The following is an 18,189-nucleotide window of genomic DNA, read 5'->3' on the forward strand; positions in this document are numbered from 1 at the left end:
GTCAGGATCACGAGATCTCTCCAGGGCTGGCAGGGGCAAAGGGCAGGCACATGACGAACAGACTGCCCGCGCCCTCCAGGCTTTCACACGATACTGTTCCGCCATGCTGGTCCAGGATGTGGCGTGCGCGGGCCAAACCCGGACCTGTGCCCCGCGGCTTGGTTGTCACGAACGGTTCGAACAGGCGGCCGCGCACCGATGGATCGATGCCGGACCGGTATCGGCGATGGAAAAAACTACTCGCTCTCCCGACTGCTCCACCCGGCAGGTCAGCAGACCGCCGCCCGGCATGGCATCCATGGCGTTGAGGATGATATTGAGAAACACTTGATGCAGCCGGCCCCCATCGGCCTGGATGATGAAGGAACCGGATGGCGCCTGAATGGTGACGCGAATGCCGCGCCGCTCCAGATCAGGGGCGGCAAAGGCCAGCACACCCGCCAGCTTCGCGCCGACATCCACGGGCTGGCGGTCCAGCGTACGGGGACGCGCGTAATCCAGCAACGCAAGCAGCGCGTCCAGCGCCAGCTTCCGCTGTGCCGGTGTCAGACCGGGCCGGGCAGCGACATGGCAGCGCTCCGCAAGGGCCGACCCTATTCCCAGCAGACGCCAGACCATCAGGCCCGCCAGCCGCCGCGCAATGTCGCCGGCCCTTCCCTGGAACGGTGTGTCCAGCCGGTACTCCATCTCGAACAAGGGGGCGCCCAAGACCAGGCCGTCATAATCCATGACCACCGCCACGGGACCGCCACAGGCACGGTAGTAGGCCCAGCCCTCTGCCTCTCCCGGCCGGCCGGCATCCCAGTCCGCCGCCGGCAGCTGGCCAATATCCATCAGGATGCGGGCATCGAGGTCAGTCACCATTGGCCACCCTTGCGGGCACCAGGATTGCTGGCCGTTCGCGCACCAGGGTAGTCAGGAAATCCGTGACGCGGGTGGCCATCAGGTCCCGCTGCCGGTCCACGGTCACCAGATGGTAACTGTCATCCAGCACCAGCATGTCCACCCGACCGCCCAGCCGGCGTAGCAAGTAAAAGGCATTGGACAGGCTGGCAATGTCATCTTCACGCGACTGCACCAGCAGGGTCGGCTGTCGTACCGATGGCCAGCGTGGCTTCAGGTCCGCCTTAAAGCACCACATCTCCCGGATGGCATGGGCTGGGGTGGACAGCAGGCCGGCAGTGGCACTATCGCCCGCATGCATGGCGCGGACGATGGCGGCCCGGATACGCGCATCCTTGCTGCCATAGGGTTCGCGTTCCACAAAGGCCAGACGCTTTCCCAGCGGCGTAGGGACCAGGATACGCACCAGGAACCCTTACCAGGGGATGGACCAGCCATCATAGCGCAGGGTCGGGGCCAGCATGATCAGCCCATGCACACGGGCGGGCCGCCCCGCCGCCAGACGCGCGGCCAGCAGAGCCCCCATGGAAAGCCCGACGACGATGGTGTCAAAGCTCTGCTCCAACCGCAGAAGACCCGCTTCCACGCTGGCGAACCAATCCTGCCTGGGTGTGCCGGCAAGTTCGGTCGCCGTGCCGCAGTGGCCTGCCAACTGACAGCACGGCACAGTTGCACCGGCGTCGCGCGCCTTGCGGGCCAGCGGCTTCATCTCCACCGGTGTGCCGCCCAATCCGTGGATCAGTGGCAGTCGCCGGAACCGTGAAAGATTAGCGGCGCCGGGCCATCGGACAAGGGAAAGGCTTCCGCAATCCGCCGCCGCAGGGTGGTCAGTCCCCGGCGCGACGCCAGGATGCGCAGCCTTGCTCCCAGACCGCGGGCCGGAACCAGGATTGCGGACTCGTCATCAATCCGTTGCCGCAAGCCCGTCTGTCCGGTTAGCGATCCGTCCAGATCCAGGACGAGGCAGCGCACGCGCGGTGATATCCCCGACCTGTCATTCCGCCGCCACTGCCGGCCTGAAATGCCGGTTCAGCCAGTCGGCGAAGACAGGTGTAAGGTCTTGAAAGCCCGCGAAGGGCTGATGCGCAATGCCATGATCGCGGCAATGCGTGGCCAGCCGTCCCTTGGCGAAGACATGGGTTGCGGCACCCGCTCCACAGAAATCGGACCTTCCATAGCAGATCAGGGCGGGAGGGCGGCCATAATCCCCCCGCATCGCCTCCATGCCGGCGCATTTGCAATTGCCAGCCATGGTCATGCAGCCGGCATCGGCATGGGGAAAGCCCAGGCGCCAGCGCCCATCGTCCAGGGATTCCAGCCGGTTTGACCGTATCGGCACGGACAGGCCAAGCCGGCGCATCACGCCGTACGTCACCCGGTCCAACCCGTCGGACAGGATGGTGAAGGGCTGTCCGTGCTCCCGGCACATCCGCGCGAACGCCGGGAAGCCAGGATCGACAGGAATATTGGCGATGAAGCGGTATGGCCGATGCAAATGTTGCCATGGCCCCGGTCACCGACCGCCGCCCCCTCCCCTTCCCTGCACGCAGGTACGCAGCATGACCGAACGCTACTGGCAGCCCGACCGTTATCGCCGCAGCGCCGCCCTGTTCGACAAGGCGCGCAGCATCATTCCCGGCGGCGTCAACAGCACGGCGCGCACCATCTGGGCCGGATGGGACCCGCATCCGCTGCTTATCAGTCATGGTACCGGATCGCGTGTCACAGACGTCGATGGCAATGAGTATATCGATTATCTGCTGGGTCTTGGCCCCATGCTGCTGGGCCACCGCCCACCGGCGGTAACCCACGCAGTGGTCGATCAGATCGAACGCTGCGGCACCGTCTTCGCCCTGCCCGCCGCCGCAGAAACAATCTTGGCCGAAAAAATCCGCGCCGCCGTGCCCAGCCTGGAACGCGTCCGCCTGTGCAATACAGCCACCGAGGCCGTGCTCTACAGCATCCGTCTGGCCCGCGCCTTCACCGGTCGTTCCAAGATCATCCGGTTCGAGGGCATGTATCATGGCTTTTCCGACGGCATTTATTGGAGCAAGCATCCCCTGGGCGTTATCATCACTACATTAAGCACCGGCATCCAGCATACGTCCTGACGGCAACTATATCGGCCCCGCTTGCCGTCCCAGGGAAAACGCGACCGGTCAGAAATATTTAAGCCAGGCGATATCCTTGCGCCGCGCCTTCAACCGCGAGAACCAGGCCGTCGGAATGTAGAACGGGATGATCAGCCCCAGATACCAGGCGAACACCCAGCCATAATTATCAAACCCGAACAAAATCCCATGGTTTGGTCCCCAGATGGCCAGGGCCGTGTGGTACAGCACGCGCAGCATGGCTAGGTGGAAGATGTAGAAGAACATCGGGGCACCACCGAACACCGACAGCGCGCTGGTGACACCGGCATCGCGGATACGCTCAAAAAAGGCCAGGAGCACCGATCCGACGCCCAGGGTAAACAGCAGGAAATCCAGCGATGGCGGGTACTTGGTGAGCGACATGAAGCTCATCATCGTCCGGGCCGGATCACCATCAACGACAAACCACGGCTTGTCGCCATAGATGTTGAGCGACCGCAGGCCAACGAACAGGGCGATCATGCCCACACCCAGCAGCAACAGCCGGCGCTGACGCACCTGGGCCGACACATGTGGCAGGAACCAGGGCCCGATCCCGAAACCAAGCAGGATCACACCGATCCAGGCCAGCACAGGATAGCTGGTCTTGGCCACAAGCCCGAATGGCAGGACAAGAAGGTCGCGCTGATGTAGCAGGGCCCAGAGCCAATGAAGCGGCGCATCCGGGGAAAGACGGATGGGATCAAGCAGATTATGGCCCGCGACGATCACCAGCCCCAGCACGATCAGCGTGACAAGCGGCAGTCGGAACAGACCGGCCAGCACGATCATGCACACCCCGATGCACCAGATAACCTGCAGCCATAGTGTCGGCTGCGCAATGCCCCAGTAAAGTGGCGACAGGAAGAACACTTCAATCGCCATCAGCAGCAGGCCGCGCTTCAGCAGGTACGAGGTCGTTTCCTGGGCCGTGTGGTTGCGTGCATAGAGAAAGACGCCCAGACCCGTCAGCGCCACAAAGATCGGCGCGCACAGGCTGGCGGCCAGCCGGGCGAAGAACAGGGCCGGCATGATGGTCCTTGCATCCACCGGATCAGTAATGTCGACATGCAGGAACCACGTCTCCCGGACATGGTCCAGCAGCATCACAACCATGACAAAGCCACGCAGCGCATCAATGCTGCGCAGACGTGACCCCGCCGATTTAACAACAGCTCCAGTCACGCCGAGTGGCTGTCGTCCGGAAGCGGCCATAGCGATCGTGCCCATGTTGTGCCCCCTGGAATTGTCCATTTGTTGAGGAAAGTCCTAAAGCGAGCCGACTTTGATGGTCGACCCGTCAACCAGCCGCGACAGGTTGAAATGCGTCGGGTCGACGGATGGTGTTTCATTGCTGATCAGTTCTGCCATCAGGTAGCCGATGCCCGGTCCAAGGCCGAACCCATGCCCCGAACAGCCGGCCGCCAGGAACAGGCCTCCGACCGCATCGATGCCGGACGCAACCGGCACGGCGTCCGGCGTGCAATCAACATAGGCACCCCAGACATGATCGATCTCAATCCCGGCCAGTTCGGGAAAGGTGCCCTTCACATTGTCCATGATGGCCTCAACCAGCCGACGGTTGGGGGCCGGGTCCAGCACGCGCTGACGTTCGAACATCCGGTCATCGCTGCCCAGCCAGGATGGAAGGGATTCCGGCCCGGCGAACAGGGATTTGCCAACCCCGATCTGCACGGCCTTCAGGCGCTTGATGAATTGCGGCAGGAATTCACGCGCGAACCGCATGCCCTGCGCCGTCAGTTCCAGCGTCGCCCGCCCGCTGATCGCCAGGGTGTAACTGCCATCCAGGCGCCGCGTCATGGCCAGATCAGGGCAATAAACGACGTCGCCGACATCGTGGGTCGGCTTCGTGCGCAACGCCGTTTGCCGCACGCTGGCCTGGGGAAACACTACGCCATGGCGGGCCAGGAAGGTGGAGGCCCAGGCCCCGGCAGCACACAGGACTGCATCCGCCCGGATGCTGCCCTGTTCAGTATGCACGCCCGTCACACGGCCGTTGGTGATGTCCAGGCCGCGCACGGCACAGTTCTGATGGATGGTAGCGCCGCGCACGCGCGCCCCTTCGGCCAGGGCCGGCGCTGCCCAGGCGGGTTCGGCTTTCCCATCCGCGACGGAGTGCAAACCGCCCACCCATTTGCGGCGGGTTTCGGGAATGCGCTGTGCGGCCTGCGCCCCGGTCAGCATGTAGGTTTCAACACCGAACGCCCGCGCCGTCGGCCCCCAGGCCTCCCATCCGGCCAGCATGGCGGCATCGTCGGTCGCATAGACCAGACCCGTGCGCCGGAAGCCCAGATCCTGACCGATTTCAGCCGCCAACCCGTCCCATAGCGACATGGACAGAAGCGACAGTGGCATTTCACGCGGGTCGCGGTTCTGCTGTCGGCACCATCCCCAGGTCCGGCTCGACTGCTCACAGGCGACATGGCCCTTCTCCAGCAAGGCCACGGACAGGCCGCGCTTGGCCAGATAATAGGCCGACGCAGTGCCGACAATGCCGCCGCCGATCACCACGACATCGACGGACTGGGGCAGGGTTTCGTCACTGGCAACGGATCGAACAGCGGGAAACATTGTGAAACCTCGATGAGGTGGGTTTGTGTTACCGACGCGAAGATGCGATTAGGCCGTTGTAATCGTGGGAAGATATGCGACGGCGTCAACCTCCACCAAAAATCCGTAATGCAGTTCGGGCACCGGCACCACGGTCCGCGCCGGGCGAGCATCGGGTAGCATCTCCGCATAGACGCGGTTGAATTCCGGCCAGTTGGCGACGCCCACGATATAGGCGGTCACGCGCGCCAGCTGCGCTGGCGTTCCGCCCGCCGCCTTCAGGATTTCCAGCATGTTGGTCACAGCCTGACGGGCCTGCGTCTCAAAGCTGGCATCGGGGAGCGGCTGGCGATCCGCCCGGATCGGCAATTGTCCGGAGATATAGAGTGTATCGCCGGCTCGCACCGCCTGTACATAATGGCCGGCAGGCGCTGGAGCGGTATCGGTCAGGATGGTTTCAATACCGGACATTACCAGCCTCCAAAACGCGGCCAGCTGGCCTCGACAACATCCGACGTGCCGCGCACAACCTTGTAGCCGGCATGCAGGGCCCCTGTGGCGCAGGCATGGTTGGGCAGGATACGCACGCGGTCACCGATCTTCAGATCGGGCAAGGTCGCCCCGGAACCGGGCCGGACAGTGACGATCCCATGCTCCTGGTTGGCATCGGCCAGAATGATATCGGCATAGGGTTTGCCGCTGATGTCACAGACCAGACCATAGCCCTGGCTGACCGGCTGTTTGGAGGTGCCGCGATCCTGCGACATCGCCATCCAGCCGGCATCGACAAGAACCCAGCCCTTTTCCCGCTGATGCCCGATCACGGTGGCCAGGACCGACAGGGCGATATCATCGACCTTGCAGACACCGATGCCCATCATCACCAGATCGAAGAAGACGAACACGCCGGCCCGCACTTCCGTAACACCGGAAAGATCGGTGGCGAAATGGGCCGTGGGCGTGGAACCCAGGCTCACCACCGGGCATGGCAGGCCGGCATCGCGCAGTATCTGGGCCGCCTGTACCACCGCGCAGCGTTCCTGTGATGCCGCATCGACCAGGGCCTGTTCGGTGCGCGCACCATAGCTGGCACCGGCATGGGTCAGCACGCCGCGAAGCTCCCCGCCCTGCACCAGCGCCCGCCCGATGGTCAGCAGACGATGGGCATCATTGGGAAGGACGCCCGACCGGTGACCGTCGCAATCGATCTCAATCAATGCCGGAATGGCATGGCCCGCCGCCCGTGACGCCGCTGCCACGGCTTCGGCCTGTTCCACAGTGTCCAGCACGACCGCAATATCGACACCGTCCTGGCGAAGCCGTTGCACTTTCGCCAGCTTGTCCGGCGCGATGCCGACGGCGTAGATCATGTCCTTGACGCCGGCTGCCGCGAAATATGCCGCCTCCTTCAAGGTGGAGACCGTTGCAGGACCTGCCGCGCTCGTCATCACCCGGCGCGCCACATCGGCAGACTTCGCGGTCTTCAGATGCGGGCGCAGCGAAACCCCCATGGATACAAGCCGCCGCCGGAGGCGGGCAATGTTGCGGTCCATGCGGTCGGCGTCCAGGATCAGACAAGGCGTTTCAAGGTCCGCCAACCGCACCGTCGCCGCGGCCGTGTCAGGATTGGTCATTATGTCCGCGTGCGTCACAGGATAGGTCCTCGCAGATAGGGTGATTTCAATGGTGCTTGCGCGATCAACGCAGCGCAATTAACGACTTCTGCATGATTGGATAAGGCTGGGCTTAATGCCGCCATTCATTGCGGGAAATAGCCCAGTACGGCCTTGGTCTCCAGATACTCCTCCATGCCGAACACCCCATATTCCCGGCCATTTCCGGACTGTTTGTAGCCACCGAAGGCGGCATGGGCATCCCAGGCCGGATGGTTGATATGGACCTGCCCGGCCCGTATCCGCGACGCGACCCGCCGGGCACGCTCCAGATCAGCGGACTGGATATGCGCGCCCAGGCCGTAGACCGTGTCGTTGGCGATACTCACCGCCTCTTCCTCGTCGGCATAGGGGATCAGGCAGAGGACCGGACCGAATATCTCCTCCTGTGCGATACGCATGTTCGACCGCACGTGGGAGAAGATGGTCGGCCGCACGAAAAAGCCCTGCTCCAACCCTTCCGGTCGCCCCGCGCCGCCACAGATAAGCTTTGCCCCTTCCGCCAGGCCGATGGCGATCATAGCCTGCACCTTGTCGAACTGCGCCGGGGTGGAGACGGGGCCCAGCACCGTCCCCTCCTGCATTGGATCACCCACCGTCATGGCAGCAGCGGCCTTCGCCGCCAGTTTCTCAACCTGCGCCAACCGGCTGGCCGGAACCAACATGCGGGTGGGGGCGCTGCAGGACTGTCCGACATTGCGGAAGGCCGATGCCACACCCAACGGCACGACACGCTCGAAATCGGCATCATCCAACAGGATATTGGGCGACTTGCCGCCTAACTCCTGGGTAACGCGCTTCACTGTGGGGGCTGCTGCCTGTGCAACCAGAATGCCGGCACGGGTCGACCCCGTGATGGAGATCATGTCCACATCCGGGTGCGCGGCAAGCGGGGCACCCACCTGTGGTCCGGTACCATGGACAAGGTTGAAGACGCCCGGCGGCGTCCCGGCATCATGCATGATCCGGGCAAACAGATCGGCGCTGAGCGGCGACATCTCGCTGGGCTTCAGCACGATCGTGCACCCCGCCGCAATGGCTGGTGCCACCTTGGCCGTGACCTGATACAGGGGCCAGTTCCACGGCGTGATCAGTCCACAGACGCCAATGGCCTCCTTGATGATCGCCGTCGTTCCCTGCCGGCGGATGAAATCATAGGTGCCCAGCACCTCAATGGCGGCACGCACATGCGCGATGCCAAACGGAACCTGCGAGGCCCGTGATAAGCTGATCGCCGCCCCCATTTCGGTGCTGATCGCCTGTGCCAGCTCCTCCGCCCGCTCCTCCATAAGCGCCAGGATGCTGCCTAGCAGTGCCGCACGCTCTGCCACCGGACTGACGGAGAATAAGGGAAAGGCGGCACGCGCTTCGGCGACGGCAAGGTCGACGTCATCGGCGTGACCGGACGTGACCAGACCGATCTCCTTCTGCGTTGCCGGATTGATGACCGGCATCGCATTCCCGGCTTTGGACGAAGCCGTCCAGCGTCCCCCGATGTAATGCTGATCGCAGACCATAAACGCCATAATCCACCTTTTCATGCCAATGCCGGCGAACGGAAACACTGGTTCCGGAGGCATTGCGTCAACCAGAGGATCATGCAAAAACATGAACTCAACAATTAACTATCACTTCATGTTCAATTAAGGTCGAGCTTATGATCTCCACCGAGGATCTGACCTTCTTCGCCATGATCGCCGCCTCCCCATCTTTGGCGGAGGCAGCGCGGCGGTTGAATGTCACCGCACCTGCGGTGACCCAGCGGCTGCGCGCCCTGGAACTGCGCGTCGGGGTCAATCTGGTCGACCGCACCTCGCGCGGACTGAACCTCACCGACGAGGGCGAGTTGCTTGCGTCGGAGGGGCGGGCAATCATCGAGGCGATGGATAATCTTTCCGAACGCCTCGCCCGGCGAACGACGCAGGTCCGGGGGCATTTGCGGATTGCGGCCCCCCACGGCTTTGGTCGGCGATATGTCGCCCCCATCGTGCGGGTGTTCGCACAGCGGCACCCTTCCGCCACCGTCACACTCGAATTATCGGACAGCCCGATACGGCAGATGTCGGAAAGCTGGGATATCGTGGTCCATATCGGCACCTTGCCGGAAAGTGACCGGCTGGTGACAACCCTGGCCCCCAATCGCCGCTTGCTGTGTGCGGCACCGGACTATCTGGCGAACCACCCGCCGATTGAAAGGCCGGAGGATCTTGGACTGCACCGCTGTCTGGCCCTGCGGGAAAACAATGAAGATGTCACGCTGTGGCGATTTACGCACCCGACGCTGGGCGGTGCGACGGTACGGATAAACCCAACCATGTCGACCAATGATGGCGAGGTCATTCGTGACTGGGCTCTTTCAGGGGCTGGCATCATCGTGAGAAGCGAATGGGACGTGGCCAGGGACCTTGCTACGAAAAAGCTGCACCGGGTTCTCCCCCAATGGTCCCTGCCCCCCGCCGACGTGGTCGCCCTGGTGCATGCCCGCCGGGGCCGCAGCAGTCGCGCCAACGTCTTCCTTCAATTGCTTCGGGAGGCATTGGCCTCCCCTCCCTGGCTGCCCCCCCCGCACACTCCCGACGGCGAACCAACTATGGAAATGACGCGCACTTAATGTGTGATATTTACTTTGGCCTTCAATCTCACGGCTTTATCTGGCCCTATCAAGCCGGGCCTCACCACTTCCAGAATGCGTTGAGCACGGCCACCTTGCGCGTGATATTGAACAGGCTCGTGTAAATTCTCATCCATCATGCTGCCCAGTTCGGGAAGGATAAGCAACCATCGCCGTGAAAGTTGTCTCATCTCAACACCAATTCGTTCGTACCGATCCCAGGCTTGACCGGTTGTCAGCAACTGACGGGTCAGCCAATCAAGCAGGGCATTATCGTCGGTAACACTTTCAAGAGCCAAGCCAACCTCTCGCGATAGGCCAAGTTTATTCACGATTTCTGCGAACTGATTCTTGTCTCCCTCCAGGAGATTTGGCCTCGTCAGCTGTCGACTCGTACGCTGTACCGTCGTGCTGGATGCAGTTGGCACTCGGCTTTCTGGCAGTTTTTCAGGCACAGAGAGGTGCTTCCTCTCTATAATTTCTGCCCAAAGCGCCGTGACGTCCATGCTGGAACTCTCCAAAACGGCCACCCGGTCATGCAAGGCCCCCTGCGCGTTATTAACTTCCTCTATATGAACCAGAAGTGGTTCAATCTTCAAATAGAGATCATGAAGCTTCTCCTCAAGAACCTCTACTCTCCTACACATGTTTTTAAATTCCCCATTATTATAGATATTCTCTCCCGACAAAATAGATTCTGAAGTTTCAGAATTTATTATAGATTGGCTATTTTTAGAAAAATTCTGATTAATATTCTGGTTCTTATCTTCACTGGTTCTGCGACCATTGATTATGTAAAATAATGCCGATGCGAATATCACGACTATAAAAAATAATATTGCTGAAATTATTGCCGTATTATCGTTTTCTTTGTTAATTTTTGAAATTTCATTTTGATTACTATTTTCTAAATTCTCCATGTTTTTATTGTTTTTTAAATAATTATAATTTTCGCTGTCGTCCAATTTTTTGGGTTTTTCATTTAATGTTATTGACCTAACATCAGTTGACAGTTTTTCAATTAAACTATTTATTTCAGGTTTCTGTTTAATGACAGAGCGATCTATACCGAACACCGGCTCCGCTCCATGGATTAACCAATCCCCAAACTCGTTCGGCGTCTGAACAGTTTGTGGTGCACCGAGGCCGTACCGCATTATATTGAAGTATCTAGTAGCATCTCCGCCCCCAGATATCAGCGCGCCAATCCGCCAGAGTTCCGGGTTGGATTCATCATTCGATCTCTCAACCCCGCCCAGCCCACAGATAATATTCAATAAATCACGAGAACTTGCATTAGTACCCAACCATGGAGACAGGTAATTTTTTAAATCAACAAAAGGAATTGGTTGATTAAATGCGGAATCAAAAACTTCATCATTACCAAGATGGTTTTTCATTTTGTTGGGATCGTTAGTTGGTATCACTTCAAGTGTGATCGCAACGGGGCCATATATTTTATCTCGCAACGTAGGCGCCATAAGAATAGTATACTTTCCTGGTGGCCAGGTACTTGAACTTTTCTTACAGACGGAAGATGTTTCTCCATTAGGCCCAAGGTAACGCCCATACACCAGCGCTTCAGCGGAAGCTGCCTGCACAGGGTTAGCGACAAGTAGCGCCCACGCCACGGCTAGACTGGCTGCGGCCAGACGGGCAATCTGCGCAAGGTCGACATATGCTGTCAGCTTCATGGCCCTCTTCCCTCATGCGCCGCCCCTTCCGGTGGGGGCTGGTAGCCCGCAGGCAACAAGCTAAGTGTGGTGCTGAACAAGATTCCCCCGCTTGTCGCGGCCATCTGGGCATCCTTCGCGCGAACGATGCTGATCGTCAGATCGCGCCCCGTCGAAGGCTCCACGCGAACGAAACGCGGGGGCCCGCTAATATCAGCCAGCACAATGTCCAACTCAAAATCCGGTCGAAAGCTACTGGCGGCCAGTTCACCGCTTTCAAACATGGAGATGCCCAGGATCAACCGGAACTCATCGTCCCAGGACAACGGCAAGGAAGCCACCACAACCGTCTTCGGCAAGCCCTGGCACAAGACAATGAATTGCGGATGTCCGGTATCAGGATCCAGGTCGCCCTGAAAGCCAAACCATGTCGACAAGCCGGAACTGAAACGGATGCCTGGTGCATTGTTCAGGCTACGCGCCAGAAACAGGGCACCCAAACTGGTAATGGGCTTCAGCATTCCGTCATCCATGCGGAAACGCGGCTGCTCCGTTTGCCACAGGCGCTTCACTTGGGCATCCAGCAATGGCCCCATAAGCGCAAACATGGAACCGCGACCGGTCATGATGATGTAGTTGGCTTCGCGCTCACCGTTGGCAGCCAAGGCATTGGCCGCGTCCTGGACAAGCCGCCGAGCCACGGCAACGGGACCGGACACGAAACTATGGAGGAAGGCGGTAATGTTCAGGCTTACCCCCCCTTCGCCCCATGCGAACTGGTGCAAATTTCCCGACCGGTCGCGGAGTTCTACTGGGGGAAGGCGGGTGTTGCTGATCACTGACGCAGCCATCTGTTCGATCAGCGGCTGGTTCGCTTCCGATTCCAAATTGTCGAGATCTAAGGGTGCAGCCAATGCCGGATTGGCTTGCAGGGCCCAGACCATCTTCGCCAAGTTCCGACCATTGTCTCCCCCCAGCCGGTCTATGTAGCCTCCCGGTGATGGGTCCCATGGGGGATGGATGGGAACGTTGATCTCCAGGATTCCACGCTGCATCATCGCCATACGCAGCGACGGCATCAAAGCCTGGGTCAACAGGCGAGAAATGATATTGCCGGAGATATCGTTTGAGCCATCCGTGAATACCTCCCTGCTATTGATCGAGGCTAGATTTTCGATGGACACCAGGAAGGCCGATACATCGGTGCTGCCACCGCCCATGTCGAAGGTCACCAGTCCGAAGCGCCCCTTGCTGACGCCTGCCAAAGGAATATCGTCGCGCAGGGCACGCTTCGACAGTGCGGACAGGCTTTGTATGGGCAGAGCCAGGCACGCAGGTGGCCAGCTTTCGGAAACCAGTGTCGGCTGCCGATTTATACTCAGCATGCGAACAGACATCCCTGCCAACCGGAAAGCCTCAAGAAGGGCGGTGACCTGAGAGGGGCTAAATCGGGAGGGAACGGTGATGTACACCTCACGAATCCCTGCCCCTATCTCTATCCGTTCCTCCGCCCTTTGGCGAACGGCGCGCAGATAATCGGCCGCCACCTCCAGCATATGACAAACCGTTCCGTCCGGACGCACAACCTCGCTGGCCTCCGTCAGGCGCCATTTCAGTCCCTCAATGATCAGTGTTCGCTGATCCGCGGTCGCTTCAGGCATACGGGCTTGCCGACCGATCAGGGTCCGCAGACTGCCATTGGCATCCACCGTGTAGGCGATGACCGTTGGCAAGAACTCCCCTTCCTCTTCTAGCCGCAGTATTGCGGGCTCAAGGCCGGCATCGCGACGGCGGATGGCCATGGCCGTCTCGGTAGTACCGAAATCGATGGCGACGTTGCCGTCAAGGACTTGTGCAGGTCGCACTGACACAACAACCAATTGCTGAACAGGTGGCAATCCATCGGCCAATACTGCGGTCAGCGTTCCCTGATATTCCACTGGTGTCGATGACAGTACTGGCAAAGTCAGGGCAACATGCCGACGCTCTCCAGCGACAAGTGCCAAACCCTGTTCAGGCAGGTTGGCCCGAAACTCCAGGCAACCGGTCACTTCTGCCCCCCCAAGGGGCGCCGGCGCGCGCAGCGCCATCGTCAGGGACATAATGCGGCCCGACTGCCCGCCGACATTGGCAACGCCGATGAAGGCCAAACCAGGCCGATCCACCTGCAGCCGCCAGCGTTCCAGCACCTTCACCTCGATGCTAGCGACTGTTCTGACGGACAAACGCAGACTTAGGCGCGTCGGCTGTTCCTGTTCATCAAGTGATATTCGCAATGTGACATTCACGCCCGCCGGCGTAGCCATGATCCGTGACCATAATTCAGCCGTTAGCGGCAAATCGAAATAAGTCAATCGGTTGGGCCGCAGAATCAGGGGCTCCTGGTTCTGGTCATCAGCCAGGATGGTCGTGCCGGCTCCCTGGTTGTCATCAACCAGAACGATGCCCCTCAGCCGCCCAACCTGTCCTTTGAGCAGTCGTAACGGCACCTTGACCGACATATCCTCCATACTGCTGATAGTCAGCATATCAAGAACAATGCCGTCTTCTTCCAACCCCACTACCGCCCGGGTCAACCCAAACCCCAGTGTGGCCAGCACAAGCTCCTGACCGGCATTGGTGGGTTGAAAGCGTAACTCGGCCACGGTTGGGTTGGTGCCCGCGCGAGGCTTCCAGCTGCCCTTCCAGACATCGCCCTGCATGGCAAGTGCGTCGGAAGGAAGCTGCTCCGCCCACAGTTCGCGCCCTCCTTCGGTGACAACCCTGACCTTGCCACCACCGGTGGGGATGCGACCGGTGTTGCGCAACTCTACCGCCACCGCCGCGATGGGGCGTTCCTTGTAATGCAGGGCATTGCCGACAGTAGCCTTCACCTGGATGTAGGAGCGTCCACACCCGCCGCAGAAGCGGTCGCGTGGATGGAACTCCCAGTCATGGCAGTCAGGACAGATCAACAACATCGCTCCCGTCCTATCTTGCCGCCAGACAATAGATACCGCTGTTGCTTGGCTGCTCGACGGCCCAGTCGCCGATGCGCTCGACCTGCTGACGGGCCAGTTCGACGAGATCCGGATCGCTGCGCTCAAGCTGTTCGGCCAGCCGCTCCAGCACAGACGCGATCGAACTGTTACCCAGTGACTTGTGCCGGGCATGATAGCGCAGCAAAGCCAGCCAGCGGGCGCGTTCAGTATCGTTCATCTGTCGGATGCGGCGGTCCGTATCGTTCTGAATATTGCGACGCAATCCTTCCGACCCTGCTTCCTGAAGCCGGCGCAACGCCAGTTTCAAGGCACCAAGGTTAATGGGGTCGTTCATCACGCTGGTCCGGTCGATATAGAAAAGCTCCATCCGCTGCGTGCCGCCGGTGCGCTGGGTGCGGTCCATTCGGATGACATTCGCCAGGATCGCCGTGCCGACGAGATGAAGAGCATCAATGTAGCGGACGGCGTCCTCGGCATTGCGCACCAGAATGTCCTGGAACTTCTCGTAGTCCACATCAATATGCAGCGCTAGGCCATTACGCAGGCTGGTGTAGTAGGACAGGTCTCGGTACCGGTCCAACTCCGGCGTTACTGCCAATGGAACACCTGCCATTTCACTTGCAACGTAAACGCAGTCGGGCCGATTATCCACATTGGGCAGCGAAAGAGTCGAGTTATTCTCCATCCGCTTCAAGAAATTCCTGCGTGCCACCTCGGGACTGGTGGGGCATATACCAAGGCTTATATTCAGTTTCCTGTGTGCCAGCGTCTTGTCTTCCATGACGTGATGACGCGGCGCATTAAGCCATGGCATACCATTATTCAGTAGCCGCTGTAGCATCGATGAATATTCCTGCCCATCGGCGGAGTATTTGCGGGAGAAGCGGTCGATTGCATCCACCGTCCTTTCGTCAAGGTGTGGCGTCGCCCGTCGGGCAAAGGTGAGCAACAGCTCACTGGCTTTACCAGAGCCGTCGCGCTGCAACAGTTCACGCATCTCCCACAATCCACCCCCCGCATCGGTGGTTTCCTCGAAGAAACGACTGGAGAGATCAACCAGAGCGGCTGCATCGAGAGGCTTATTGTCCCTCGTAACATAGAAATCCCGAAGGTCGTTTTCCTCTAACAGGCTGATATTAATCGGAGACTCTGGCAGCTGACGTAAAGAATCCACGTGGTTACCAGGCATTGGAGCCAGATCTTCAATCAATATCTGCTCCAAATGACTCAGTTGCTTCACAATACCAGTTTCAACCAGTATCTCCTTTCCGGAGATGTCCTGCGTAACAGTCCCGCGCCCAATCAGATCCGACAGCCGACCGCAGAGATCAATTGCTGCCTCGCAGAGTTGTGCACGCAGCTCCTGCAAAAGATAATCTGCGCTCAGGTCAATAATGACATCGACAACCGTCTTGCGCGTAAAGCGACCGCGAATTCCATTCAGCCAGTTTAAACGTTTCGCGATCTCCTGCCTGCGTCGTTCCGACTGAAGTCGGGTCCGTTGCACCTGCGTCACAAGAACCTGCCGACCGGCTTCCAATGTCACGAACAGCCGTCGCAACAACTCGCGCGTCAAAGTGAACCGCTGACCAGGAGAATTGACCATGGCACCGACGATCCGGTCCAGCTCCTCACTGATCTGGCTGAACATATTCTCCAGCCCCTGATCCAGGATCAGACGGGTCAATACGCCCCATTTTTTCCGGTCAGGGTTGGTTTTGTCCAGTTGGTCGCGAAGCATCTCGGTCTGCAACCATTCCGTCAGCCGTGACCCAATGTCAGGATTGGCGGCGGATCGCAGGAATTCTTCCCGGCGGCGTTCCACGGACTGACGCAGCAATTGCTCAAGCGATGCTCCGCCAGTTCCGCGCCCCAGTTCACGGACGAAAAGGCCTGCGCGCCCGCCACCCGCCTGTTCACGCATCATCAGCCTGGGATGGTAGTCGCTGGCGATCAAGCTATCGAAATTCGAAGGAACACTGGCGGGTTCGACCCAATGTTTGACCATATCCTGTGCCAGCCGATGACGAACCAGGGCGGCAACACGCTGGATCGGTACATGCAACTTGGACAGACCGATGCTGCCATAGCGGCAGCTGAACTCCTCTGTCACGGTGAAGCCCTCGATGGCACCGTGATATGGCAGGCTGACGACGTTGGCCAAGCTGTCCTGCAGGTTGGACCGCTTGCTGGCCCAGTCCTGGGCCATCGCCTCAGAACGGCCGCCATATTCGACGAATAGACACTCCGCCAGCATGTCGCAAAGGGCGGTCTTCTGGTCCACCCGCAACTCGCCCGCCGGACTGTCGGGCTTGTTCCCGACCAGATAGGCCATTTCAAAGACCGGGCCGCGCAACGTTTGCCGGGACTGGTATTGATCAAGTGTCCACTGCACCGGGAACAGGTGGCTGGCCGCAGCCTCACCCGTATCCTTGGCGTAATTATAATGCTCCAGTTCCATCAGCGCGGCGTAGGAGTTACCGAATATCTTATGATTGTATTCACGCGTAAAAACGGATGGCAGCACAATGATGCCCCGTATCGTGATGTTGGGGTCCAGATACTTCAACGCAAACGCCATATCGAGGAACATGCCGCTTCCAGTACCGCCGGCAACCGACATAACCAGCCAGGCATCCGTGCGCGAAGCGTCCACCTGGATGCCATGATCACGCAGCGTTTCCATGTGGCGAGCACTGTTGCGAATATCATCGAGGGTGGTTTGCAGCGCCTGACGGATACGGGGATAGTGCTTGAAGAAGGCCAGCCGGCCAAACATGCGAATCTGGGCCGCGCCATCTGAAATCTCGCCATGTTTCTCCAGTGATGGATCAAGCCAGGAGAAGATATTTGGATAGCTTTTTTGTTGGGAGAAATAGTTGCGCAGATCTGACTTGGTCAGCTCGACCATGACGGATTCCCGCGCCTGGAAATTGACCTGCTCGTAGAACCAGCTCAGCGCATTGCCATCCAATGTACGATTGCGCGTGTCAGTATCCACCCAGAGGTGGCCGATATGGCCAAGAGTAGGAACCCCGTAATGGTCGAAGAACATACGACGTAACTGCAAAAGTACTTGTTTACCAGTACCACCAAGACCAATCAGCAGGGTTGGGTGCTGGGTGATTACACGCTTGTTGTTGTCAGTCGCCATGGTGAAAGCTCCGTCGGCATGGTCAGAGGATGCCGCCGGCCAGCGAGCCGACGATGAGCACGAGCAGAATAAGCAGAACCGCCGCCCAAGCGACGATGACGACGCGGCTGACAATGAACACCAACGCCGTCACACTGAGCAGTGCAGCAGACAGAACGAACCACCCCATACCGAAGCCCAGCCACGGCAGAAGCAGCGGTATCGCGCTGACAGCGAAAAGTGCCCACAACCAAAGGGCAGCCGACAAATGTGATGGATGGACCCCCTTCTGGACGGTCCCCTTCAACAACATCCGGTAGATCGCATAAGCTGCCAATGGCGTACCCAGCAGGATTATGGCCAGGATTACGACATCCGAATTGTCAGGCATCGAAACAGTGAAATCGAACAGCCGGTGGGTCCCGCTCACTGTCTGCGCAGATGCCTGCCCAGCCACCAGCATACTGGCCGCTAGGCAGGGCCGCCGCACTACGGCCGCCAGCATTCTCAGG

The 18,189-nt window shown here is 59.6% G+C and carries 14 protein-coding genes and 2 pseudogenes; 2 read left to right on the forward strand and 14 right to left on the reverse strand.

The features are described from left to right. Positions 1–7: 7 nt before the first annotated feature. From C0V82_RS27530 to C0V82_RS19810, 5 genes and pseudogenes are all read right to left on the reverse strand, one after another. Positions 8–864: pseudogene (locus C0V82_RS27530) on the reverse strand (sensor histidine kinase). Further along, on the reverse strand, positions 854–1,309 hold the full coding sequence (locus C0V82_RS27305; protein ID WP_199772543.1) for an alpha/beta hydrolase: 456 nt from the start codon (positions 1,307–1,309) through the stop codon (positions 854–856). The pseudogene C0V82_RS27530 and the gene C0V82_RS27305 overlap by 11 nt, the downstream one beginning before the upstream one ends. 9 nt (positions 1,310–1,318) lie before the next feature. Further along, positions 1,319–1,633 carry an alpha/beta hydrolase gene (locus C0V82_RS27310; protein WP_199772544.1) on the reverse strand — a complete coding sequence of 105 codons (315 nt, stop codon included), beginning with the start codon at positions 1,631–1,633 and terminating at the stop codon, positions 1,319–1,321. Between the two features lie 8 nt (positions 1,634–1,641). Then, a complete protein-coding gene (locus tag C0V82_RS19805) occupies positions 1,642–1,875 on the reverse strand; it encodes a hypothetical protein (protein ID WP_102114115.1) in 234 nt (77 codons plus the stop codon). 22 nt (positions 1,876–1,897) lie between these two features. After that, positions 1,898–2,398, reverse strand: coding sequence for a hypothetical protein (locus C0V82_RS19810; protein ID WP_102114116.1), 501 nt, complete (start codon positions 2,396–2,398; stop codon positions 1,898–1,900). Positions 2,399–2,462: 64 nt separating this feature from the next. Here C0V82_RS19810 and C0V82_RS19815 point away from each other — a divergent pair, with 64 nt between their 5' ends. Beyond that, the gene (locus C0V82_RS19815) at positions 2,463–3,014 is read left to right on the forward strand and encodes an aminotransferase class III-fold pyridoxal phosphate-dependent enzyme (RefSeq protein WP_245924253.1); all 552 of its coding nucleotides are present in this window, start codon (positions 2,463–2,465) and stop codon (positions 3,012–3,014) included. 48 nt (positions 3,015–3,062) lie between these two features. On the opposite strand, the gene C0V82_RS19820 is transcribed toward C0V82_RS19815, so the two are convergent. The 5 genes from C0V82_RS19820 to C0V82_RS19840 all read right to left on the reverse strand — a co-directional run bounded on the left by C0V82_RS19820 (position 3,063) and on the right by C0V82_RS19840 (position 8,733). Then, on the reverse strand, positions 3,063–4,265 hold the full coding sequence (locus C0V82_RS19820; protein WP_245924254.1) for an acetyltransferase domain-containing protein: 1,203 nt from the start codon (positions 4,263–4,265) through the stop codon (positions 3,063–3,065). 39 nt (positions 4,266–4,304) lie between these two features. Further along, complete coding sequence (locus C0V82_RS19825; RefSeq protein ID WP_102114117.1) at positions 4,305–5,627, reverse strand: NAD(P)/FAD-dependent oxidoreductase; 1,323 nt, start codon at positions 5,625–5,627, stop codon at positions 4,305–4,307. Positions 5,628–5,675: 48 nt separating this feature from the next. Beyond that, on the reverse strand, positions 5,676–6,077 hold the full coding sequence (locus tag C0V82_RS19830; protein ID WP_102114118.1) for a RidA family protein: 402 nt from the start codon (positions 6,075–6,077) through the stop codon (positions 5,676–5,678). Next, positions 6,077–7,240, reverse strand: a complete 1,164-nt coding sequence (locus C0V82_RS19835) for an alanine racemase (RefSeq protein ID WP_102114119.1) — start codon at positions 7,238–7,240, stop codon at positions 6,077–6,079. The genes C0V82_RS19830 and C0V82_RS19835 overlap by 1 nt, the downstream gene beginning before the upstream one ends. A gap of 125 nt (positions 7,241–7,365) precedes the next feature. Next, positions 7,366–8,733 (reverse strand): aldehyde dehydrogenase family protein, encoded by a 1,368-nt coding sequence (locus tag C0V82_RS19840; protein ID WP_245924255.1) that lies wholly within the window; start codon positions 8,731–8,733, stop codon positions 7,366–7,368. Between the two features lie 203 nt (positions 8,734–8,936). On the opposite strand from C0V82_RS19840, the gene C0V82_RS19845 reads away from it, so the two are divergent. After that, positions 8,937–9,890 (forward strand): LysR family transcriptional regulator, encoded by a 954-nt coding sequence (locus C0V82_RS19845; RefSeq protein ID WP_102114120.1) that lies wholly within the window; start codon positions 8,937–8,939, stop codon positions 9,888–9,890. On the opposite strand, the gene C0V82_RS27015 is transcribed toward C0V82_RS19845, so the two are convergent. The 4 genes and pseudogenes from C0V82_RS27015 to C0V82_RS19865 form a co-directional block, all read right to left on the reverse strand. Further along, on the reverse strand, positions 9,887–11,584 hold the full coding sequence (locus tag C0V82_RS27015; RefSeq protein ID WP_158660068.1) for a hypothetical protein: 1,698 nt from the start codon (positions 11,582–11,584) through the stop codon (positions 9,887–9,889). The two genes, C0V82_RS19845 and C0V82_RS27015, sit on opposite strands and share 4 nt — an antisense overlap. Positions 11,585–12,816: 1,232 nt before the next feature. Further along, positions 12,817–14,523 (reverse strand): annotated as a pseudogene (locus C0V82_RS27985) (Hsp70 family protein); the annotation flags it as partial. Between the two features lie 10 nt (positions 14,524–14,533). Continuing rightward, a complete protein-coding gene (locus tag C0V82_RS19860; protein WP_102114123.1) occupies positions 14,534–17,698 on the reverse strand; it encodes a tubulin-like doman-containing protein in 3,165 nt (1,054 codons plus the stop codon). Positions 17,699–17,720: 22 nt separating this feature from the next. Then, positions 17,721–18,182, reverse strand: a complete 462-nt coding sequence (locus C0V82_RS19865; protein ID WP_188595136.1) for a hypothetical protein — start codon at positions 18,180–18,182, stop codon at positions 17,721–17,723. Between the last annotated feature and the right edge of the window lie 7 nt (positions 18,183–18,189).

This window comes from Niveispirillum cyanobacteriorum, assembly GCF_002868735.1.
GTDB lineage: Bacteria > Pseudomonadota > Alphaproteobacteria > Azospirillales > Azospirillaceae > Niveispirillum > Niveispirillum cyanobacteriorum.